16 protein-coding genes are annotated in these 21,621 nt (G+C 72.6%); 4 read left to right on the plus strand and 12 right to left on the minus strand.

The window, feature by feature from the left end; all coding sequences use genetic code 11:
• Positions 1–110: 110 nt before the first annotated feature.
• Positions 111–1,598, plus strand: coding sequence for a serine hydrolase domain-containing protein (locus NAEX_RS34875; protein WP_170136255.1), 1,488 nt, complete (start codon positions 111–113; stop codon positions 1,596–1,598).
• A 67-nt stretch (positions 1,599–1,665) separates the two neighbouring features.
• Here NAEX_RS34875 and NAEX_RS34880 read toward each other — a convergent pair whose 3' ends face one another.
• Positions 1,666–2,193, minus strand: coding sequence for a hypothetical protein (locus NAEX_RS34880; RefSeq protein ID WP_096331796.1), 528 nt, complete (start codon positions 2,191–2,193; stop codon positions 1,666–1,668).
• Between the two features lie 506 nt (positions 2,194–2,699).
• Between NAEX_RS34880 and NAEX_RS51185 the strand changes: the two genes are divergently transcribed.
• Both NAEX_RS51185 and NAEX_RS34885 read left to right on the plus strand, forming a co-directional pair.
• Positions 2,700–2,840, plus strand: a complete 141-nt coding sequence (locus NAEX_RS51185; protein WP_170136256.1) for a hypothetical protein — start codon at positions 2,700–2,702, stop codon at positions 2,838–2,840.
• Between the two features lie 308 nt (positions 2,841–3,148).
• The gene (locus tag NAEX_RS34885; RefSeq protein WP_096331797.1) at positions 3,149–4,840 is read left to right on the plus strand and encodes a DUF4403 family protein; all 1,692 of its coding nucleotides are present in this window, start codon (positions 3,149–3,151) and stop codon (positions 4,838–4,840) included.
• Between the two features lie 93 nt (positions 4,841–4,933).
• On the opposite strand, the gene NAEX_RS34890 is transcribed toward NAEX_RS34885, so the two are convergent.
• Complete coding sequence (locus NAEX_RS34890; protein WP_096331798.1) at positions 4,934–5,992, minus strand: NAD(P)-dependent alcohol dehydrogenase; 1,059 nt, start codon at positions 5,990–5,992, stop codon at positions 4,934–4,936.
• Between the two features lie 87 nt (positions 5,993–6,079).
• Here NAEX_RS34890 and NAEX_RS34895 point away from each other — a divergent pair, with 87 nt between their 5' ends.
• Entirely contained in the window at positions 6,080–6,976 is an 897-nt protein-coding gene (locus NAEX_RS34895) for a LysR family transcriptional regulator (RefSeq protein ID WP_096331799.1), read from the plus strand.
• A 77-nt stretch (positions 6,977–7,053) separates the two neighbouring features.
• On the opposite strand, the gene NAEX_RS54045 is transcribed toward NAEX_RS34895, so the two are convergent.
• The 10 genes from NAEX_RS54045 to galT all read right to left on the minus strand — a co-directional run bounded on the left by NAEX_RS54045 (position 7,054) and on the right by galT (position 21,621).
• Positions 7,054–8,148 (minus strand): Kelch repeat-containing protein, encoded by a 1,095-nt coding sequence (locus NAEX_RS54045; RefSeq protein WP_096331800.1) that lies wholly within the window; start codon positions 8,146–8,148, stop codon positions 7,054–7,056.
• 7 nt (positions 8,149–8,155) lie between these two features.
• The gene (locus NAEX_RS34905) at positions 8,156–13,141 is read right to left on the minus strand and encodes an AAA family ATPase (protein WP_245913866.1); all 4,986 of its coding nucleotides are present in this window, start codon (positions 13,139–13,141) and stop codon (positions 8,156–8,158) included.
• Between the two features lie 995 nt (positions 13,142–14,136).
• Positions 14,137–14,478 (minus strand): hypothetical protein, encoded by a 342-nt coding sequence (locus tag NAEX_RS34910; RefSeq protein ID WP_143825688.1) that lies wholly within the window; start codon positions 14,476–14,478, stop codon positions 14,137–14,139.
• A 303-nt stretch (positions 14,479–14,781) separates the two neighbouring features.
• The gene (gene galE, locus NAEX_RS34915; RefSeq protein WP_096331803.1) at positions 14,782–15,762 is read right to left on the minus strand and encodes a UDP-glucose 4-epimerase GalE; all 981 of its coding nucleotides are present in this window, start codon (positions 15,760–15,762) and stop codon (positions 14,782–14,784) included.
• 3 nt (positions 15,763–15,765) lie between these two features.
• Positions 15,766–16,887, minus strand: coding sequence for a glycoside hydrolase family 1 protein (locus tag NAEX_RS34920; RefSeq protein ID WP_177326043.1), 1,122 nt, complete (start codon positions 16,885–16,887; stop codon positions 15,766–15,768).
• A 42-nt stretch (positions 16,888–16,929) separates the two neighbouring features.
• Positions 16,930–17,127, minus strand: a complete 198-nt coding sequence (locus NAEX_RS52440; protein WP_177326042.1) for a hypothetical protein — start codon at positions 17,125–17,127, stop codon at positions 16,930–16,932.
• 10 nt (positions 17,128–17,137) lie between these two features.
• A complete protein-coding gene (gene glf / locus NAEX_RS34925; protein WP_096331804.1) occupies positions 17,138–18,226 on the minus strand; it encodes a UDP-galactopyranose mutase in 1,089 nt (362 codons plus the stop codon).
• On the minus strand, positions 18,211–19,419 hold the full coding sequence (locus NAEX_RS34930; RefSeq protein ID WP_096331805.1) for a glycosyltransferase family 1 protein: 1,209 nt from the start codon (positions 19,417–19,419) through the stop codon (positions 18,211–18,213). Before NAEX_RS34930 ends, glf begins: the two co-directional genes overlap by 16 nt.
• On the minus strand, positions 19,416–20,546 hold the full coding sequence (gene galK / locus NAEX_RS34935) for a galactokinase (protein WP_096331806.1): 1,131 nt from the start codon (positions 20,544–20,546) through the stop codon (positions 19,416–19,418). Before galK ends, NAEX_RS34930 begins: the two co-directional genes overlap by 4 nt.
• Positions 20,536–21,621, minus strand: coding sequence for a galactose-1-phosphate uridylyltransferase (gene galT / locus NAEX_RS34940; RefSeq protein WP_096331807.1), 1,086 nt, complete (start codon positions 21,619–21,621; stop codon positions 20,536–20,538). Before galT ends, galK begins: the two co-directional genes overlap by 11 nt.

Consider the following 21,621-nt stretch of genomic DNA (forward strand, 5'->3'; position numbering starts at 1 on the left):
GCCGTCGAACACCCGCGCAGAGCGGCGAGCGCCGCGCTCTCGGCGCCTGCCTCGACTGTGCGCGGGGCAATGGCGCGAGTTCGGCCGTCCCATATCTCTCGAAGGACATCATGAAACCCGCTTCATTTCTATCCGCAGCGCTCGTCGTCACCAGCCTGCTCGCCCCGCAGGCGGCGCTCGCCGCCGGCGGCGACCCCAACCCGGTGTGCAGCGATTTCCCGCGCATGGGCCTCGAATACGCGCTCGGCAGCTATGCCTCGGTGGGGCTCGACCCGGATCTCGAGGACGCGCTCGACGACCACCTCACCGATATCGTGACCCAGCACCCGGGCGAGACCATCGACCAGATCACCAAGGGCGCGGTGGTGATGGTCGCCCGCCACAGCAAGATCGTGTATCACAAGGCGATCGGGCTCCGCGACGGCAACACGCTCCTGGGCGGCAGCCCGACGCAGACGATGCCGACGAACGCGATCTTCGACCTCCAGTCGATGACCAAGCCGTTCACCGCGGCGGTGTTGCTCGAGATGGCGGCCGACGGCGTGATCGACCTCGACGACCTGGTGATCGATTATCTGCCCGACTTCGCCGACATCGAGGTCGCCGGGCCGCCGCCGACCCTCGCGCTCGACCCGAACAAGTCGAGCGTGACGATCCGCGACATGCTGCGCTACATGGGCGGCCTCGACGTCGACTCGGCGGACTTCGTCTACGGCGTCAGCGATCCCTACCTGATGCTGAGCCACGAGCCGTCGGTGGCGGCGCCCGGCACCTCGGTGCTCTACAGCGACATCACGTACCGCCTGCTCGCGCACCTCGCCGAGGTGGCCTACGCCGACGTCGCGCCGACGCCGAAGACGTTCCGCCAGCTCGTGTCCCATTACGTCACGGGGCCGCTGCAGCTGGCCGACACCGACTACGAGCCGGTGCTGACGATGGCGATCAAGATGCCGCGCGTGGCCGGTACGGGGTACTTCTCGCACTACGACCTCAACCCGGCGGTGCCGGCTGGCTACCGCCGCGGCGAGGTCCAGGACGATCAGGACTGGTGGACCCAGCGCCACAACGCGATGTTCCCGTCCGTCGCCCCGACCGGGGCCGGCTGTGACGGGCTGTTCTCGACCGCGCTCGACCTCGGCAAATTCGCCCAGGCGCTGCTCGACAACGGCCAGGTGTGGAACCCGGCCAACTGCGCCTACGAGCCGGTGCTGTCGTCGGCGACCGTCGCCGGGCTCACCCACATCCAGACTGTGGACGGCGACGGTGACCCGCTCGGCAACCCGAGCCCGACGGCGTGGTGGGAGGACCTGCTGTCCGCCGACAAGGCCTACGGCTTCGAGCTGAACGACGGCGTCTGGTCGGTCGGCGGCAGCGCGCTCTCCGGCGTGTTCAAGACCGGCGGCGCGGGCACGTTCCTGATCATCGATCCGTCCGAGGACCTGTTCATCGTCGTCCTCACCAACCACGGCCTGCCGGACATGGCCGACTTCTTGGTGAAGTTCGACGAGATGCTCGAGGAGATCGGTCCGCACCGGATCGCCGACTCGGTCGCCGACGCGATCACGAGCTCGGGTTCGGGCTCGGGCTCGAGCAGCTGAGGCGCTGCCATGAATCGCGGTCGACGGCCGACGAGGCCGCGACCGCGATCCGGGGTGGCCGTCGCCCTCAGCGGCTGGCCTCTTCGGGGGGCGAGGAGAGGATCTGCAGCTCCTCGCACACGCCGATGCAGTCGACGCCGCTGTGGGTCGGATCGCAGTCGTCGTTCGGGTCGTCGATACACACCTGTCCCATGGGACATTCACCGCCGTTCGGCCCGCCGCAGTGGGCGATCGGCGGCATCAGGCAGATGCCGAGGCAGTCGGCGCCGCCGGCGTCGGGGTCGCAGCTGTCGCTGGGGTCGTCGACGCAGGGCTGGTCTCCGGGGCAGTCGAAGCCGGCGAGGCCGCCGCAGGCGACCGGATCGGCCGGCTGACAATGCCCGGGGCAATCGTTGTCGCCCTGATCAGGAGCGCAGTCATCGGCGCCGTCGTCGCGGCAGACGAGCCCTTCGGGGCACAGCAGACCGACGGGGCCGGCGCAGGGGATGAGCTCGGACGCGTCCGCCTTGCGGGAGTCGAGCGAATCGTGATCGCAAGCGAAGCCGAAGGCAAGGGTGAGCGCGATCCAGGCGAGGTTTTTGTGCTTGGTACGCATGTTTTTTCCCTGACCCGGCCGGGGGCATCGGCCACGCGAAAAGCGAGCGGGGATCGGGCGCGAGCGGCCGTATCGCGGTGAGAGGCCGAGATAACGGCGATAGTCCGGGCGCGGGTCGGCGCATTGCCGCGCAGGCGCGCGTGTAGACAATCGCGTGAGCGCAAAACACGCGCGTGGGACATCGATGCACATGCAGCGAGCTCGAGCGCGAGGCGAATGGCCGGTCGCAGCGGCGAAGCGCAGGCGCCGAACGGCGGCGCGATCGCGAGTGCTGCGATTGCGGGCGAGTGACAGGATCGAAGGATTCGCGGTGTTTGCTGCGAATGCCGCCGAGCCGACGCTCGCGCGCGAACGAGGGCCACGCAGCCGGTGGTGGGATGCTGCGCGACGCAGACGGCCTCGGCGTGGTGGACGTCGGGCATGACGGCGATCCACGGCGACGTCGCGCTCGAGCCGGCGCCGTGGGACGCGGGGCTCGGTGCGCGGGACGAGGCTGCCGGTGCGACATGGTCGCGGAGACAGATCGCCGGCGCCGCGATGGCGTGATGGAAGAGACAGGTGAGGGCGCCAAGGACGGGGCGGTCGTGCGTGGCGCGGGCGGATCGCGTCGCCGCGACCTCGCGCTCCGCCGGATCGGCGCGGCGTGAGCACGCTCAGGTCGCCGGGCCGAGCCGGGCTCGAGCGCTCGTGCCGGGTGCCGCTCGGGATGTCCTCCTCGGGCAGGCGAGAGTCGGCGGAGGATGCGCGAGCGCCTGATCGAGAATTTCGGGCGCCAGGAGCCCTTCCGAGGCAATGCCGGCGCACGGGCGCGCGAGCGCGGGGGCGGGCGAGGGCGATGGCGCGCGGGAGCGGGGGCGGCTTCCCTGGCGGGGCCCTGCCGGCGATGCTCGGCCGGCCCGAGGCCCGCGAGCGCGCGAGGTGAAGCGCGCCGGGATTTCGGAGTCTGAGGACGGCGATGCTCCCGACACCCAAGCTCACCTTCGCGACGCTGCTCGCGTTCCTCTGCAGCTGCACCATCGTTCGAGTGCCGTATTCAGGGCCGAGTTCGCCGCCGAGGGGGGCGGCGGGCAAGCCCAAGCCCGCGAAGAAGCCGAAGCCGAAGCCGGCGAGCCAGACCCCGACCAAGAAGCCGACGCCGAAGCCCGCCAAGCCGCCGTCGGGCGCCGGCAAGCCGGCCAAGCCGAAGCCGCAGCCGAAGCCGCCGGCTCCGCGGCCAGCCCCGAGGCCGGAAGAGCCGCCGCCGCCGAGCGTGCGCGAGGGGACGCAGATGGTCGTGCCGCTGCGCGTCGACTTCGACGAGTCGGTGAAGAAGGTCGACAGCCTGATCCAGAAGACCATCACGCAGGACTGGCAGGTGGTCAGCGACCCGAAGTCGGCGACCAAGATCGAGGTCCGCTACACGGTCTGGCGCGACCCGATCAAGGCCAAGTTCGACGACGGCCGGCTGGACGTGACCGCGAGCGTGCGCTACGCGGCCGATGTGCGCGCGTCGACGAAGATCGGCAAGCGGGTCATCTGGATCACGAAGGGCGAGACGTGGGGCACGAAGGCCGAGCCGCAGAAGGTCGCGGCCAAGTTCCACGCCGACTTCAAGATCGAGGACGACTTCCGCGTCACCGCCGACGCCAAGCTCGACGACATCGACTTCGGGCCGGCGCCGAGCGGGCAGGTGTGCGTCAAGGCGCTGGCGAAGGTGTGCATCAGCAAGGAGACCGTCGCGCCGATGGTCAACAAGAACCTGCAGAAGCAGCTGGTGCCGAAGATCCAGCAGGCCCTCGACCAGGCCGACGCGCAGTTCGAGAAGCAGCTCAACCTGAAGAAGCAGGCGCAGACGCTGTGGACGGCGCTGCAGCAGCCGCAGTCGCTGCAGCAGCTCGGGCAGGGCCGCTGCCCGACCGAGGCCGGGGCGATCTGCTCGACCCCGGCGTGGCTGGTGGCCAAGCCGACATCGATCGGGGTGTCGCAGCCGCGCATGGACGGCAAAGACCTCCGCGTCGACCTCGGGCTCGCCGGGCAGCTGGTGGTGCAGCTCGGCGACAAGCCGGCGGTCAAGCCGACGCCGCTGCCGAAGCTCGAGCCGGTGACCGACGGGCCGGGCTTCGCCGTGAAGTCGCGCCTGCGCCTGCCGCTCGGCCAGCTCAACGAGGAGCTGACGAAGCGGCTCGGCAACCTGTCGTTCGGCGGCCGCGGCTCGCCCGAGATCGTGGTGACCTACGTGAAGCTGGTCGACGAGTCGGCGGCGAGGAACTCGCGCCGCCTGACCGTCGCGGTCGGCGTCGGCGGGGCGATCCGCGGCGAGCTCAAGCTGCAGGGCGAGCTGACGTGGAATTCGCGGGCGCGCGAGCTGTCGATCCAGGACTTCGACTACACGGTCGACTCCGACAACGAGCAGCTGAAGAAGCTGTCGGCGCAGCACTACGCGTCGCTCCGTCAGCTGGTGGCCGACAAGGCGCGCTGGAAGCTCGACACCAAGGCGGCCGCCCTCAGCGACGCGGTGGCGAAGGCGCTCGGGACGGCGCTGGCGGGCCGCCTGCAAGTGGACACCGAGCTGACCGACCTCGAGGTCGAGAACTTCGACGTCAAGGACGGCGTCCTCGACGCGGCGGTGGCCCTGTCCGGCAAGCTTGAGGTCGCGTACACGCCCTGAGCGCGGGCGGGCCGTGCGTCCGCCTCGCAGGAGAGGTCCGAACGGACATGCTTGCAGGGGCATGTCCGTTCGGACATTGTATGGAGTGTAGATTCACGGCGCCGGCTCGCGGTCCAGCGAGCGCATGTCGATGACGAAGCGGTAGCGGACGTCGCTGCGGTCGATGCGGGCGTAGGCGGCGGCGACGTCCTGGATCGGGATGGTCTCGATGTCGGCGACGATGCCGTGGCGGGCGCAGAACTCGAGCATGCGCCGGGTCTCGGGGATGCTGCCGATGGCCGAGCCGGCGATCGACTTGCGCTGGACCAATAGCTCGGCGCCGCTGACGCTGCCGGGGGCGTCGGGCATGCCGACGAGCACGAGGGCGCGGTCCGGTCGCAACAGCCGGAGGTAGGCGTTCCAGTCGAGGGCGGCGCCGACGGTGACGATCACGAGGTCGAAGCGGCCGGCCAGACGGACGAAGGTGTCGGGGTCCGAGGTGGGGTGGTAGTCGTGGGCGCCGAGCGCGAGGGCGTCGGCTCGCTTGGCGCCGGTGCGGCTCAAGACGGTGACCTCGGCCCCGAACGCGCGCGCGAGCTTGACGCCGAGGTGGCCGAGGCCGCCGAGGCCGACGATGGCGACCTTGCGGCCCGGCCCGGCCTGCCAGTGCACGAGCGGGCCGTAGAGGGCGATGCCGGCGCACAGCAGCGGGGCGGCGGCGTCGAGCGGGAGGGCGTCGGGGAGCTCGAGCACGTAGGGGCGCCGGACGACGATCGACTGCGAGTAGCCGCCGTAGGTCGGGACGCCGTCGTGGTCGCGGCCGTTGTAGGTGGGGACGAGGTCGGCGAGGTCCCAGTGCTCGTGCTCGCGGTCGCAGAGGCCCTTCGAGCAGCCGCCGTCGACGAAGCAACCGACGCCGACGCGGTCGCCGACGGCGAGGTCGGTGACGTCGCGGCCGACGGCGCGGACGATGCCGGTGATCTCGTGGCCGGGCACCATCGGGTACTCGGCGCCGCCCCACTCGTCCCGCGACTGGGACAGGTCGGTGTGGCAGATCCCGCAATACGCGACGTCGATGACGACGTCGTCGGGGCGAGGTTCGCGGCGGACGATGGTGGTCGGCGCGAGGCCGCTGGTCGGCGACTGCGCGGCGTAGGCTCGGACTTCGGGCATGGGGCTCCTCGGCGCGAGAGGCTAGGCAGGGCGGCGGCGGTCGAGTAGAGAGGCCGGGCAGGAAGGGCCGATGAGCGAGGTTCAACAATGAGGCGCGAGGACTGGCCGGACCTGGCGGTGTTCGTGGCGGTCGCCGAGGCGCGCAGCTTCACGAAGGCGGCGGCGAAGCTCGGCCTGTCGACGTCGGCGATCAGCCACGCGATGACGGGGCTCGAGGAGCGGCTCGGCCTGCGCCTGCTGCATCGCACGACCCGCAGCGTGGCGCCCACGGCCGCAGGCGAGCGGCTGCTGGCGACGCTGGTGCCGGCGATGGACGGGGTGGCGGCGGCGCTCGACGGGCTGGCCGAGCTGCGCGACGAGCCGGCCGGGCTGGTCCGCCTGACGGTCCACCGCGACGCGGCGCTGCGGCTGCTCGCGCCGCGCCTGCCGGAGTTGGCGCGGCGGTTCCCGCGGGTGGTGCTCGAGATCGTGGCCGACGACGCGCGGGCCGACATCGTGGCCGAGCGCTTCGACGCGGGCGTGCGCCTCGGCGACCTGCTCGACAAGGACATGGTGTCGGTCCGGATCGGTCCGGACGAGCGCACGGCGATCGTGGCGTCGCCCGCGTACCTGACGCGGCACCCGCCGCCGACGACGCCGCAGGAGCTCCGCCTGCACCGCGCGATCAATTTCCGCCACTCGTCCGGCCCGCTCTTCAAGTGGGAGCTCGAGCAGGACGGCCGCAAGCTGGTGGTGGCGATGGAGTCGGCGATGATCACCAACGAGCCGCGGCTGATGGTTGAGGCGGCGCTCGCCGGGGTCGGCCTGGCCTACGTGCTCGCCAGCCACGTGGCCACGCACGTGGCCGCCGGCGCGCTGGTGCCCGTGCTCGCCGACTGGTGCCCGGTGTTCCCCGGGAGCTTTTTGTACTGGCCGAGCCGCCGGCACGTGACGCCGGCGCTGCGGGCGGTGATCGAGGTGCTGCGCCTCGAGCGCCGGCGCTGACGCGAGTCCTCCGTCGAAGGGATGGTCGAGGGGACGGATGGCTGTATGGACATGCTCGATGGAGCATGTTCACAAGGTCATGTGCCACGAATGGGGCAAGCGAGGGCTTCGACGACGGCGCTGCCGGCGGGGGCGTGGCTGACCTGGGCGTCGAGGCTGCCGCCGACGACGTGGACGGCGCCGCGGAAGACGACGGCGCGGGCGAAGTTGCGGGCGGTGGGCAGGGGCGCGAGGGGCTGCCAGCCGGCGTGCGGGTCGAGGCGCAAAACGTCGGCCAGGACCTGGCGGCGCGCCTGCGACTCGCCGCCGAACAGGTGGATCGCGCCGCAGAAGACGGCGGCGCCGGCGGTGCCGCGCGGCTCGACGGGAGGGCCGACGGTCCAGGCGTCGGCGGCCGGATCGAAGATGTCGACGGCGCCGAAGTCCTGGTCGCCGCTGCGGCCGCCGATGGCGAGCAGCTTGCCGTCGAGGACGACGGCGGCCGGGCTGCCCTCGGCGCGCGGCAAGGGGGCGCGCGCGGACCAGGTGCGGCTGGCCGGGTCGTAGACGTCGTGGTCGGCGAGGGTCGAGCGCGCGTTGCCGCCGCCGAGGACGTGGATCCGGCCGTCGAGGACGACGGCGGCGTGACCCCCTCGCGGGGCGGGCAAGGGCACGCCGGCGCTCCAGGTGCGGGTGCGCGGGTCGTAGAGGTCGACGTCGGCGCGCGGGATGTTGGTGGTGGTGTCGAAGCCGCCGATCAGGTGGATCCGTCCGTCGAGGGCGACCGCCGCCGGAGCGTTGAGGCCCGGGGCCGGGGAGCGCGGCGTCGACCGTCCAGCGCTCGCCGTCGAAGCGCTCGACCTCCGCGACGGGGGCGCCGTCGCGGCCGGTGCCGGCGAGGGCGTAGATGGCGTCGTCGGTGGCGACGACGGCGTGGGCGGCTCGCGGGTGGAGCAGCGACGGCGCCGACCGCCAGGTCGCCGGCGGCGGGGTGCAGGCGAACACGGCGAGCAGCGCGAGGGCGAGGCGCGGCGGGGCGATGCGAGTGAGACCCCGGTCGCGCGCGGGCGGTTGCACGCGCTCGTACGATTCGCGGCCGCGGGCGGAGAGGTCGATTCGGCCCGCGCCGAGCAGGATCTCGCGGCCGCGTGCGGACGGGGACGGCCGCGCCGAGCGGGGTTTTGCGGCTGCACGGCGGCGCTAGCGAATCGCAGGACCGCGGCGCTTACCGGCGAGCAGCTGCATGGCGAAGGCGATGCCGTCCTGCAGGGTGCCGTGGGTGGCGATGCCGCGCAGGTCGATGCCGAGGTCGACGAACAGCGAGGCGGTCGCCGGGTTGACGCCGGTCAGGACGGTGCGCGCGCCGAGCAGGCGCAGCGCCGATGCAGCCTGGAGCAGCGCGATCGCGCCGCCGGTGTCGATGCCCTTCATGCCGGTGACGTCGAAGATGACGACGCGCATGCGCCCGGCCTCGGCGCCCTGGAGGGCGGTGTGCAAGAGGTGCTCGCAGCGGGTGGTGTCGAGGGTGCCGATGAGGGGCATGACGACGATCGCGTCGGTGATCGGGATCATCGGCGTCGACAGCTCGGCGAGCATCGCCTGCTGCATGCGGATCATCTCCTCCTGCATGGCGGCGCGGGCCTGCTCGGCCCGCTCGCGCTCGCCGAGCTCGGCCGACAGCCGCTCGTTGGCGGCCCGCAGGTCGGCGGTGCGCTGGGCGACGTCGGCCTCGAGGCGCTCGTTGGCGGCGACGACGTGGCGGTAGAGCAGGGCGTTCTCGACGGCCGTCACCGCCTGGGCGCACAGCACCTGCAGCAGCTCGACGCGGCCGCGGCTGAAGGCGTCGCGGATCAGGTCGTTCTCGACGACGAGGATGCCGCTGGTGCGCCGGCGGTGCGCGAGCGCGAGGCACAGCACCGACTTGACCTGGCGCGCGGCGAGGGCCGGGTCGGCGGCGAAGCGGACGTCGCGGGCGACGTCGCCGAGGACCACGGCCTCGCGGGTGCGGGCGACGTAATGGACGAGCGTGGCCGGGACGTCGGGGCGGGCGGCCAGCGGGGTGCCGGGGACGACCTCGACGACGTCGCTGTCGGCCGCGGCGACGGCCGCGAGCTCGAGCGCGCCGTCGCGGTCGAGCACGAGGTACACGCGCGTGCCGCCGGCGTTCTGCATGACGATGCGGACCAGGCGGTCGAGCAGCTTGTCGAGCTCGATCTCGCCGACCAGCGCCTGCCCGAGCCGCACGACCGTCGCCAGGTCGAGCGCGGCCCCGCCGTCGACCGCGGCGCCGTCCTCGGACGCGAGGACGGGCGGAGTCAGCGGCGCGGCGGCCGCCTGCGGGAACTCGCGGGCGATCAGCGCGGCCTTGGCAGGGGCGCCCCACTGCACGAACCCGTCGTGGGCGGCGCGCATGTACACCGGGGCGATGAAGTGGCGCTGGCGCTCGCGGTAGAACTCGCCGCACAGGGCGTTGGCCAGCGCCTCGTACTGAGTGAAGCCGTTCCGCCGGGCGGAGGCGATCGCCTGGTCGTACAGCTCCTCGGCCTCGAGCGCCCGGCCGCCGACGCGCGCCTCCTCGGCGCGCACGAGCAGGTACTTGTGCTCGAAGTTCTCGGGGCAGTCGTCGGCCCAGCGCCCGAGCTTGTAGAGGCTGTCGCGCAGCAGGTCGCGGTCGCCCAGCGCCTGGGCCGGATCGACGTCGCGGGCGCGCGCGCACACGGCCAGCGCCTCGTAGAGGTGGAAGGTCGCCTCGATCGGCATCGCCATCACCGCGCCGAGGACCTCGCGCGCGGCGGCGGCGGCGGCCAGCGCCTCGTCGTGGCGACCGTAGGTGTACAGCAGGATCAGGCGGATGATGTGATGGAAGGCGATGCCGCAGCCGAAGCTGGCGCCGGTCAGGGCGTCGAGGCACTCGCGGGCGTCGAAGTCGTCGCTGTCGAGCAAGGTGCCGGGGCGGACGCGGCCGGCCAGGCTGTCGAGGAACTGCTGCTGCAGGCGGATGGTCTGATAGACGGGCTCGTTGTTGCTGGCGCGCGCGAAGGCGGCGAACCGCTCGGCCGCGCGGCGGGCCTCGCTCAGCGGGGTGCCGACCTCGATGTGCTGCCAGACTGTCTCGAAGGCCAGGAAGGAGGCGTACACGAGGTCGCCGGCCGACACGCAGGCGTGGAAGGCCTGCTCGAGGATCGGGAAGTCGGTGCGCAGCGGGCGGCGCCAGAAGTTGATGTGGTCGCCGTGCAAGTGGAGCAGGGTGCCGCGCAGCTTGGTGTCGCCGAGGCGCTCGTTGAGCTGGATCGACATCTCCGAGAAGGCGTAGCCGGCGGCGGCGTCGGCGAACACGGCGACGAGCATGAAGCCGTACACGCTGTAGGCGAAGCAGGAGTCCTCGGCGTTGCCGTGGCGCAGCGAGAAGTTGACGGCCTTGAGCGCGAAGTACGGGAACACCTTCGGCCGGCCGATGTACGCGCACGGCATGATGCCGACCATCAGCGAGAGGATCGCGCGGTGGACCGGGTCGGTCATCAGCGGCGCGTCGAGCAGCGAGGGGATCGGGCGCCCGGCGAGGTTGCCGGCGATCGCGGTGGCCTCGTCGCTCATCGCGGCCTGCAGGGCGGCGTCGCCGTCGGGCAGCTCGACGCCGAACAGGGCGAGGCCCCGCACGCCGAGGTCGACGCCGGCGTCGTAGCGGCCGGCGACCTGGTAGAGGCGCATCTGCAGGATGTAGACGTTGGCGCGATCGACGTCGCCGCGCGCGCGGGCGTGGATCAGGTCGAACAGCTGCCCGGCCCGCTCGTAGGCGCCCGACAGCGACTCGCACTCGGCGAGCTCGCAGTGCAGCGCGTACGCGTGGGCGTAGTCGTGGTCCCACGCGCCGTCGGCCAGCAGGGCGATGCCGGCGCGCAGGTACTGGACCGCGGCCGCGTAGGCGGTCGACTTCTTGGCGTGCCGGGCGACGGCGAGGTCGAGCGCCGAGACCCGCCGCCGCTCGGCCGGGTCGACCATGCGTTCGCGGCCGCGGTCGAGGTGATCGACGACGTCGAACAGCTCGTCGGGCCGCGCGTCGGCGCCGAGCCGCGCCAGCAGCAGCCGGCCGATCTGCAGGTGCGTGTCGGCCCGCTGGTCCGCCGGGACGAGCGCGTACGCGGCCTGCTGCACGCGATCGTGCGAGAAGTGGTAGGACAGGTCGAGCGCGCCGTCCGGCGCGCCCGACGGCGCGGGCGCGACGTGGTGGACGAAGCGGTAGTCGTTGCTGTCGGGCAGGACGAGGCCCTCTTCGAGCGCCTCCCACAGCGCGGCCGCGGTCGCCTCCAACGGCTCGCCGCAGATGGTGGCGAGCGCGGCGAGCGTGAACTTGTGGCCGATGCAGGCGGCGAGCCGCAGCGCGCGCTGGGTCGCCTCGCCGCAGCGGCGCAGGCGCTGGCCCATGAACTCGACGACGTTGGCGGTGACCTCGCGCGCCTCGATCGCGGCGAGGTCCCAGGTGAAGGCGCCGTCGCCGGCGCCGGGGCGCAAGAGGCCGTCCTGATAGAGGCCGCGCAGGAACAGGCCGACGAAGAAAGGGTTGCCGTCGGTCTTGCGCCCCACGACCCGCGCGAGCGGCATGGCGTGCTCGACGGTGCCGCCGAGCACGTCCGCGAGCAGCTCGCCGAGGTGCTGCGGGGTGAGCGGGCCGAGCTCGAGGCGGTGGACGGCGAGGCCCTTGCCGCGCAGCTCGTCGACGGCGGCGGTCAGCGGGTGGGCGGGGCCGACCTCGTTGTCGCGGTAGGCCCCGACGACCAGCAGCCGCCGCGGCGAGGGCGAGGTCAAGCAGGTCTGCAGCAGCTTGAGCGAGGCGAGGTCGGCCCACTGCAGGTCGTCGAGGAACAGCACGAGCGGGCCGGCCTCGCCGGCGAAGGTCTGCACGAACCCGTCGACCAGCCGGTTGAAGCGGTTGAGCGCCTCGGTGGGCCCGAGCTCGGGCGCGGGCGGCTGCGGCCCGAGCACGTGCGCGAGCTCGGGGATCAGGTCGACCAGCACCTGCGCGTGGCCGTCGGCGGCCCGCAGGATGTCGTCGCGGACGCGGGCCAGACGATCGCCGCCCTCGCCGAGGGCGTGGCGCAGCAGGTCGCGGAAGGCCTGCACGAACGGGGCGTAGGGGGCGTTGCGCGCCAGCTGGTCGAACTTGCCGGCGACGAAGACGCCGCCGTCGCGGGCGATCGTCTTGTGCAGCTCGTGGACGAGCGCGCTCTTGCCGATGCCGGAGTAACCGGCGACCAGCAGCAGCTCGGTGCCGCCGCCGCGCACCCGCGCGAACGCCTCCAGCAGGGCCCGCAGCTCGTCGTCGCGGCCGTAGAGCCGCTGCGGCAGGCGCAGCGCGGCGGTCGCCTCGTGGCGCGCGAGCGGGAAGTCGGCGATGCCGCCGTCGGCGTCGAGCCGGCGCAGGCACTCGTGCAGGTCGGCGGACAGCCCGCTGGCGCTCTGGTAGCGCTCCTCGGGCGCCTTGGTCAGCAGCCGCATCACCAGGGCCGAGACGACCTCGGGCACGTCGACGAGCTGCCGCGGCGGCGCGGGCAGGCGGGCGATGTGGCTGTGCACGAGCTCGAGCGGGTCGTCGCCGGGGAACGGCGGGGCGCCGGTGAGCAGGTGGTAGAGCGTGGCGCCGAGCGAGTAGAAGTCGGTGCGGAGATCGAGCGGCCGATTCATGCGCCCGGTCTGCTCGGGCGACATATAGGCGAGGGTGCCCTCGAGCGCGTCGAGGCTGGTGGGCCGCTGCGCCTCGACCGACAGCCGCGTGGCCAGGCCGAAGCCGAGCAGGTGGACCGTCAGCGGCTCGCGCCGGACGACGATGTTGGCCGGCTTGATGTGCTTGTGGATGATGCCGCTGGCGTGGACGCCGACGAGGATGTCGGCGACCGCGGCGGCGATCGCCAGCGCCTCGCGCAAGGGCAGGCAGCCGCCCCGGAGGACCGCGTCGAGCGGCTCGCCCGGCGGCGAGGCGAGCACGAGCGCGAGGTGGTCGCCGTGGCGCTCGAGCGCGTGCGCCGGGACGACGCCGGGCACCGCGAGGTCGCGGAGGAGCGAGTACTCGTGCTGCAGCCGGGCGAGGTCCCGCGCCGTCGGCGGCGAGCGCCGCGGCAGCCGCAGGATCACCGGGGCGCGGTCTTCGCTGCGAAACCCGCGATACAGCGCGGTCTCGGCGTCCTCATGCATCGATTCGACGATCGTATATGGACCGAATGTGGACATTCCCGCTCGTCTCGCGCCGAGGCGCGCTCCGCCGCCGTCGCGGCGCGGCGCTCTCAATAATGTCACGACCCTACTCAAAATTCTCGGCCCGGGTCAAGCCTCGAGCGAGCCCCGCGCCGGCGGCCGCTCCGCTCGGTGCCGAGATTGCGTGTCGGTGCGTCGCGGATATCTTGGCACTCGCCCCCGCCGGCGCAGCGGAGGCTGCTTTCGCGGGCCAGGAGGGCCGCTGCGGGCCGCTGGAAGCGGTGCAGCGGGCAGCATCGAGGAGATGACGCCCGCTCGTGGCCCGAGGCGGACGCGAGGATTGTCCAGATTCCCTGGGCTGCCACTCCTCCCCTTGGAACGTGTATCAGGCCAGGCCGGGTTGGAAAACATGGGCTCGGGTCGCGAGGCGCCCGGCGCGACAATCGTGGGATCTCGACTGCTCGCAATTCCTCACCCTGGGACGTGTGTCGGGCCCCGCGCCGGCAGCAGGCCGGGTTGGAAACGTGGGCTCGGGTAGCGAGGCGCCCTGGTACATTCGTGGGATCGCGCTGCTCGCAATCGGCGGAGGCGGGCATCGCCGGTCGCCGACGCCGGGCGAGTCGGGCCAATGCCCGCGGCGGGCCGCGTATTCGCGGGCGAGGTCGCGCGAGGCCACGGCGTCGTCGCGCAGCGTCGGGGTGAGCTGGCCGGCGATCGCTTCGTCGTAGCGCTCGGCGGCGTCCACCGCTGCGGGGCTCGCCGCTCGAGGTCCGCGCGCAGCCACGCCGCCTCCGCGCGCGTGGCGGACCTGCGGGGCCTCGGGGTCGGCGGGGAAGAGGGCCACGAAGGCGGCGTAGAGGCGGTCGACCGCATCGGCGGGCGTCCGCGCGCGCGTGCGGTAGAATTCGCGGTGCAGGGCGAACGCGAGTTCGAGGCTGGGCTTGCGCGTGAGCGCGGTGCAGCGAGCGAGGTGCTTCGCGTCCGGCCGGGCGCGGTCAGGGGGTGGACCAGGGGGGCCTGGAGGCGCTCGAGCTCGGCGAGCTGCCGGGCGCGGTCGCCGAGCTGCGCCACGCCGCGGACGGCGGCCTCTTGCCATTCGCAGGCGCGCGGGTCGTCCGGCGCGCGCTGCTGCAGGGTGTGTATAGCTCGGTCGCCTCGGCGAGCTTGCCGCGCTCGAGCCGGTGCTCGCCGAGGTGCACCACCAGGTCCACGCCCTGGCCGGGGGCCATCCGCGCCTCGTCCATAAATCGCCAGCCGCGGCGCGCGGCCGGGGGAGCGCAGGCGAAGGAGCCGGCGCGGTCCTCCGGCTCGCACAGGAGCGATTCGAAGGACAACAACACGGACAGGACCAGCGCGGGCGGGCTCGTGAGGCCGCAGACAGCGGGCTCCCGTTCGTGTCTGGAGCGCCGCCGGGGACGCGCGGAGTTCTTTCTCATGCGCCGAGGTTCGTCGGGCCGGTCCGGATGATCGCGGGCCGGCGCGGGCGCGCGGCGAACGGCGCCGGAGTCCGACGATTCAATGAACGTGGCCGTCCGGGTGGAGGCGCAGCCACGCTCGCGCCGATTCGACGATCGGCGGCGATGGATCGAGTCGCGGCTGCGACCGCGCGCGCGCGGCGAACGGCGCCGGAGTCCGACGATTCAATGGGCGTAGCCGTCCGGGTGGAGGCGCAGCCACGCCCACGCCGATTCGACGATCGTCGTCAAGGTACCGAGGCGCGGCTGCCACCCGAGCTCTTGCTGGATCCGCGCCGAGCTGGCGACCAGGACCGCCGGATCGCCGGCCCGGCGGGCGCCGAGCCGCACGGGGATCGGCGCGCCCGTCACCAGGCGGGCGGTGTCGACGACCTGGCGCACGGTGTAGCCGGCGCCGCCGCAGCCGAGGTTGTAGATGCGGCTGCCGCGGTCGAGGCCCGAGAGCGCGAGGACGTGGGCGCGGGCGAGGTCGACGACGTGGATGTAGTCGCGGACGCAGGTGCCGTCGGGGGTCGGGTAATCGTCGCCGTAGACGGTGACGTACGGCGAGCGGCCGAGAGCGACCTGCAGCACCAAGGGGATGAGGTGGGTCTCGGGGTCGTGGCTCTCGCCGCAGCGGGCGCTGGCCCCGGCGGCGTTGAAGTAGCGCAGCGAGGCGGAGCGCAGGCCGTAGGCGCGCTCGTACCAGGCGAGCGCCCGCTCGAGCGCGAGCTTGGTCTCGCCGTAGGGGTTCGTCGGCCGCGTCGGCGCGGTCTCGTCGATCGGCTGGGTCTCGGGCTCGCCGTAGACGGCGGCGGTCGACGAGAACACCAGGCGGTGCACGCCGGCCGCGACCATGGCGTCGAGCAGGCCGAGCCCGGCGACCACGTTGTTGTCGTAGTACTTGGCCGGGCTCTGCACCGATTCGCCGACCAGCGAATCGGCGGCCATGTGGACCACGGCCTCGATGCGGGCGTCGCGGAGCAGGCGGCGCAGCAGCTCGGTGTCGCGCAGGTCGGCGCGGACCAGCTCGACCCCGGCCGGGACCGCGTCGGCGTGGCCCTTGCTCAGGTTGTCGATCACGGCGACCTCGTGGTTGGCGGCGAGGAGCTCCTCGACGACCACGCTGCCGATGTAGCCGGCGCCGCCGGTGACGAGTACACGCATCGTTCAGGCTCCTCGCGGCGCGGCCGCGCCGGGGTGTTGGAAGCAGGGGCCGCTGGGGTGGCGTCGCGCCCACGGCGGCGGGTAGTGCAGACGCGACGGCAGGCGCCACCAGCCGGGCGCGCCCAGGGCCGGGTGGTCGCCGGCGGGCCCGGCGGCGAGGCCGGCGAGGTAGCGCGCGAGCTCGGTGGGGCGCGGGGTCCCGTCGCGCACGTCGAAGGCGCCGGGCTCGTATTGACCTGTCTCTCGGGTCACTAGACAGTGCCAGTCGTAGGCGCCGAACAGGGACCACGCCGTGACCGCGCGGACGTCGATCCCGGCGGCCCGGCAGCGCTCGGCGGCCCGCCACAGCTCGTCGAACCAGCGGATCTGCTCGTCGACGTCGCAGGCGAGGTGGGCCTCGGTGACGGCGATGGGGAGCCGGTAGCGGGCGCCGAGCTCGTGGAGCAGCTCGTACGGCCACAGCATGCCGTCGTCGCACACGCGCACGGCCTCGACGTCGACGTAGCGGTGGCGGCCGTTGCCGCCGGCGATGATGTGAGGGTAATGCTCGAGGCGGTCGTCGAGGAAGCGGACGCTGGTGATGTAGTGATTGGCGCCGAGCAGGTCGGGCGGGGGCAGGTCGCGCAGGAGCGCCAGCTCGCCGTCGTCGATCCCGAACGCGCGCAGATACGTGTAGAGCGGGTGGCCGCGGTCGACCCGACCGCACAGCAGGTCGTGCGAGAGGAACCGGCGCTCGTTCTCGAATTCGGCCTGGTAGAGCAGCGCGGGGGTGGCCAGCGTCGCGCCCAGGTCCTCGGTGTGGACCAGGCGGGCGCGCGGGTTGACGCGCCGGATCTCCCGCATCGCCCATTGAGTCGCCAGGCACTGATTCACGAGCGCCCGGCAGAACGAGGCGTCGTTGCGGTGATGCGGGTACCAGTGGCCGTAGAGCCCGCTGAAGCGGGCGGTGGTCAGCGGCTCGTTAACCGGGGTGTAATACTCGACCCACGGGTAGCGGCGGGCCACCGCGCGGGCGAAGCGGGCCAGCAGGCGGGGGAAGTCGGGGTCGAGCAGGTGGGTGTGCGGCGGGCCGCTGCCGTGGTGGAGCAGGCCGACGATCGGGGTCAGGCCCCACGCGGACAGCATCGCCAGGCGGCGGTCGGACCAGGTGAAATCGAGGTAACCGGGTTAACGCTCGGTCCGCTCCCATAATACGGGGTAGCGGACGACGCGGACGCCGAGGCCGGCGATCGCGTCGATGTCGGCGTGGCGGCGGTGGTGGCCGCTGGCGACGAGCTGGTCGTGGAAGCGGTCGCCGACGCGGTTGACGGTGCATTCGACGCCGCCCCACAATTCCAGGGGGGCCGAGGTGGGCGTGGGGTCCATGGCGTCCTCGTCACTCGCGCAGCCGGGCGTAGAGCGTCAGCGCCTGGGCCACTACCTGATCCATGTTGTAATAGCGGTAGGTGCCGAGCCGGCCGGCGAAGTGGACGCCCGGGGTGGCGTCGGCGAGGGCCTTGTAGCGGCGGTACAGCTCCGCGTTCTCGGGCCGCGGGACCGGGTAGTACGGGTCGCCGTCGTCGCACGGGTACTCGTAGACGACGCTGGTCTTGGCGTGGTCTTGCCCCGTGAGGTACTTGAACTCGGTGATCCGCGTGTACGGCTGCTCGTTGGGGTAGTTGACGACGGGGGCGGGCTGGAACACCGGCTTGTCGTGGGTCTCGTGGTGAAACCGCAGCGATCGGTAGGGCAGCTTGCCGAACCGGTGGTCGAAGAACTCGTCGACCGGGCCGGTGTAGATCATCTCGCGGAAGGCGACCTCGCCGGCGACGTCGCGGTAGTCGGCGTTGAGCAGCACCTTGATGCCGGGGTGGGCCAGCATGCGCTCGAACATGCGGGTGTACCCGTGGCGGGGCATGGCCTGGTAGGTGTCGCCGAAGTAGCGGTCGTCGCGGCTCAGGCGGATCGGCACGCGCGCGGTGACCGAGGCGTCGAGCTCGCCGGGGTCGAGGCCCCACTGCTTGCGCGTGTAGTTGCGGAAGAACTTGGTGTAGAGGTCGCGGCCGACCCGGCTGACGATCACGTCCTCGGAGGTGCGCACCGCCTCGACGTGCTCGGCGCGCTCGGCGAAGAACTGCTCGAGCTCGAGCGAGGTCAGGCTGAGGCCGTACAGGCGATTGACGGTGTCGAGGTTGATCGGGATCGGCAACAGCTGGCCGTCGACGCTGGCCAGCACCCGGTGCTCGTAGGGCCGCCAGGCGGTGAATCGACCGAGGTAGTCGAACACCTCGCGCGAGTTGGTGTGGAAGATGTGCGGGCCGTACTTGTGCACGAGCACGCCGGCGTCGTCGTAATGATCGTAGGCGTTGCCGCCGATGTGCGGGCGCCGGTCGACGAGCAGCACCCGCTTGCCGGCGCCGGCCGCCAGCCGCTCGGCGAGCACGCAGCCGGCGAAGCCCGCGCCGACGATCAGGTAGTCGAACATGGGCCCACCTTCGATATGCCGCCCGCCCGGTTGGCGCGCACGGCGGCGGCGATCAGCGACTCCATCTGCGCCCAGGTGTGATCCCACGAGCCGCGGGCGAGGAACGCGTCGACCCGCTGCAGCCACTCCGCGCGCCGCGACTGCTCGAGCGCGCGGTCGACGGCGGCGACGAATTCGGCCGGCGTGTCGGCGATGGCGACCAGGCCCTCGCGGCCGTAGGGCTCGACGACGTCGCGGATCGAGGTCGAGACGACGGGCCGCCCCGAGGCCAGGTACTCCGGCGTCTTGGTCGGACTGATGAAGCGCGTCGAGTCGTTGCGGGCGAACGGCATGAGCGCGACGTCCCAGCCGGCGATGTAGGCCGGCAGCTCGGCGTAGGGCTTCTGCCCGAGGTAATGGATGTTGGGCCGGTGCGGCAGCGCGGCCCGATCGATCTTCGCCACCGGGCCGACCATGACGAACGTGAAGCCCGGCCGCAGCTCGGCGGCGGCCGCCAGCAGCTCGAGGTCGAGCCGCTCGTCGATGACGCCGAAGTAGCCGAGCCGCGGCCGGCCGAGCTCCGCCTGGTCGCACGGCTCGGGCTGCACGGCGCGGGCCTGGCGGAAGTGCGGGGCGTCGATGCTGCTGGGGAACAGGTGCGCGCTCGGCCGCAGCGCCCGCTTGGCCTCGTAGAGGCTGCGGCCGCCGGTGAACACGAGGTCGGCGCTGCGCAGCAGGTCGCGCTCGCGCTCGCCCAGGGCCCGGGGGGCGCCCCAGAAGCCCGACAGCTCGTCCATGCAATCGTACACGGTGGCGGCGGGCTGAAGGTGGCGCGTGAAGCCGAGCGCCATCGGCGTGTAGTACCAGAGCACGTAATTGCCGAGCCGCTGGCTGCCGATCAGGTCGTCGACGAGGCAGCGCAGGACCATCTCGGTCTCGTCTTCGTCGAGGTCGGGCGGCAGGTGGGGGACCACGACGGTCACGCCGCAGTCGCGGCGGCTGCACTCGAGCCGCGGCAGGGCGTCGCCCCGGACCGGCTCCTCGACGAAGAACACCCGCCGCGCCCGGGCGCAGCGCGACAGGAGGTGCTGCGGGCGCTGGTAGACGAAGTCCCAGCGGAGGTGCGACAGACACACGAGATCGAAGTCCGCCAGGGCCCGCGGAGGGTCGACGGCGCGGCGCGGCGCGGTCCGGTCGTGCTCGAGAGCGCTCATGATTCGAGATTCATGGGTTGGTTTTGTTGTGCGTGCAACCATGGAAGGATGACCATCGGCTCGCGCGGCAAGATCCCGGAGTAGGCGGCGACGACGTCGAGCGCGACCGCGGCGGTGTGGGCCTGCCAGGTGAGGATGACGACGGCGCCGCCGAAGCCCCCGCCGGTGAGGCGCGCGCCGAGGACCTCGGGATGACGGCGGGCGAGGGCCACCAGGAGGTCGATCGCCGGCAGCGAGACCTCGAAGTCGTCGCGCATCGACCGGTGCGACTCGTCGAAGAGCCGCCCGAGCGCGGGCAGCTCGCCGGCCGTCAATGCGCGCACGGCGGCGAGCACCCGCTGGTTCTCGTGGACGACGTGGCGGGTGCGCCGCGCCAGCGGCTCGGGCAGGCCGTCGATCCGCGGGTCGTCGGGCTCGACGTCGCGGAGCTGCGCCACGCCGAGCAGCCCCGCGGCCTGCTCGCATTCGGCCCGCCGGGTCCTGTAATTGCCGGTGCTGTGATCGTGGGCGACGCCGGAGTCGATGACGACGAGGCCGAGGTCCTGCGGCAGGGCGATCGATTCGACGACCAGCGAGCGCGTGTCGATGAACAGGGCCGAGCCCTCGTCGCCGCGGCTGCAGACCAGCTGATCCATGATGCCCACCGGGGCGCCGACGAACTCGGTCTCGGCGCGGTGGGCGAGCGCGGCGAGGACGTCGTCGTCGAACGCCAGCGAGAACAGCTTCCGCAGGCCGCGCAGCAGGGCGACCTCGAGGGCGGCGCTCGACGACAGGCCGCTCCCGACCGGCACGTCCGAGTCGACGTGGAGCTCGAAGCCGGCCAGCGCTCGCCCCTCGCCCGCGAGCACGGCGGTGATGCCCTGCACGTAGTCGAGCCAGCCGCCGGTCTTGCGCTCGCTGCCGAGCTCGTAGCCGACCACGCCGGGCCGCTGGGCGCTGGCGGCCCGCACGGTCCGGTCGGCGCGGCGCCTCAGCTGCACGCGGGTGCGCTGCGGCAGCGCGGTCGGCAAGACGTAGCCGCCGTTGTAGTCGGTGTGGTCGCCGATCAAATTGACGCGACCCGGCGCGCTGGCACACACGTCGCTGCTGTGGCCGAACAGCGCGGCGAAGACGTCGCTATCCGTCATCGAGCGTCACCTCGACGGCTCGCAGCTCGGCGGCCTTGTGTTCGGGCAGGGTCTCGGCGGTGAACACCCCGCCGCCGAGCTCGGTGCCGGCGAGGTACTTGAGCCGGCCGGGCATGCGATAGGGCGGGTAGAACTCGATGCGCAGCTGGGTCTCCGGGTGCAGGTCGCCGTCGCACGGGGCCTGGTAGCAGGCCATCACGTAGGGGAAGGGTCGGCCCCACAGGCCGTCGTACTTGAGCAGCGTCGTCTTGAGCGCGCGCGCGAGGTCGGCCCGGACCTCGGCGTCGAGCGCGAGGAAGGAGGGGCACGGCACGCGCGGCGTGACCCACACCTCGTAGGCGTAGCGGGCGCACACGGGCACGAGGGCGACCGCCCGCGGGCCGCTGTAGAGGATCCGCTGGTCGGCCGCGAGCTCGGCCTCGAGCAGCTCGAGCGCGAGGGTCCTGCCGTGGAGCGCGTGGTACTGCCGGGTCTGCGCGAGCTCGCGGGCCGGGATCGGCGGCACGAACGGGTAGGCGTAGATCTGGCCGTGCGGGTGGTGCAAGGTGACGCCGACCTCGACGCCGCGGTTCTCGAACGGGAACACGTAGGCGATCTCGGCGCGCTGGCCGAGCTCGGCGGTGCGATCGGCCCAGACGTCGAAGATCAGCTCGATCTGCGCCAGCGGCAGCCTCCCCAGCGATTGCTGCGGGTCGCGCGAGAACACCACGACCTCGCAGGCGCCGACGCCGGCGGTGGTGTCGACGATCTCGCGCGGCGGCGGGCCCGCGTCGGCCGACAGCGAGGGGTACAGGTTGTCGAACACCGCGACGTCCCAGGCGCAGCCGGGCACCTCGGTCGGCTGATTCGGGTCGCTCGACGGCAGCAGAGGGTTGTACTCGGGCGGCGGCAAGAAGGTGCGGGTCTGGCGGTGGGTCGCGTACACCACCCATTCGGAGCGCAGCGGGTGCCAGCGCATGTGCGAGCCGCCGTGACCGCCGCGCGGCCCGTCGACGTCGCACTCCGGCGGCGGCGAGGTGCGGCCGTAGAGGTGGAGCATGCGACCGTCGGGCTTGACGAGGCTGCGCTTGAACAC

The sequence above is a fragment of the Nannocystis exedens genome, assembly GCF_002343915.1.
GTDB classification, from domain to species: domain Bacteria; phylum Myxococcota_A; class Polyangia; order Nannocystales; family Nannocystaceae; genus Nannocystis; species Nannocystis exedens.

Coding starts and splice junctions, on each gene's coding strand:
- glf (WP_096331804.1), bottom strand. CDS start 18,226: ATGTTCGACTACCTGATCGTCGGCGCGGGCTTCGCCGGCTGCGTGCTC.
- NAEX_RS34895 (WP_096331799.1), top strand. CDS start 6,080: ATGAGGCGCGAGGACTGGCCGGACCTGGCGGTGTTCGTGGCGGTCGCC.
- galK (WP_096331806.1), bottom strand. CDS start 20,546: ATGACGGATAGCGACGTCTTCGCCGCGCTGTTCGGCCACAGCAGCGAC.
- galE (WP_096331803.1), bottom strand. CDS start 15,762: ATGCGTGTACTCGTCACCGGCGGCGCCGGCTACATCGGCAGCGTGGTC.
- NAEX_RS34920 (WP_177326043.1), bottom strand. CDS start 16,887: ATGCTGTCCGCGTGGGGCCTGACCCCGATCGTCGGCCTGCTCCACCAC.
- NAEX_RS34880 (WP_096331796.1), bottom strand. CDS start 2,193: ATGCGTACCAAGCACAAAAACCTCGCCTGGATCGCGCTCACCCTTGCC.
- NAEX_RS34885 (WP_096331797.1), top strand. CDS start 3,149: ATGCTCCCGACACCCAAGCTCACCTTCGCGACGCTGCTCGCGTTCCTC.
- NAEX_RS34930 (WP_096331805.1), bottom strand. CDS start 19,419: ATGAGCGCTCTCGAGCACGACCGGACCGCGCCGCGCCGCGCCGTCGAC.
- NAEX_RS34875 (WP_170136255.1), top strand. CDS start 111: ATGAAACCCGCTTCATTTCTATCCGCAGCGCTCGTCGTCACCAGCCTG.
- NAEX_RS51185 (WP_170136256.1), top strand. CDS start 2,700: ATGGTCGCGGAGACAGATCGCCGGCGCCGCGATGGCGTGATGGAAGAG.
- NAEX_RS34890 (WP_096331798.1), bottom strand. CDS start 5,992: ATGCCCGAAGTCCGAGCCTACGCCGCGCAGTCGCCGACCAGCGGCCTC.
- NAEX_RS52440 (WP_177326042.1), bottom strand. CDS start 17,127: ATGGACCCCACGCCCACCTCGGCCCCCCTGGAATTGTGGGGCGGCGTC.
- NAEX_RS34905 (WP_245913866.1), bottom strand. CDS start 13,141: ATGCATGAGGACGCCGAGACCGCGCTGTATCGCGGGTTTCGCAGCGAA.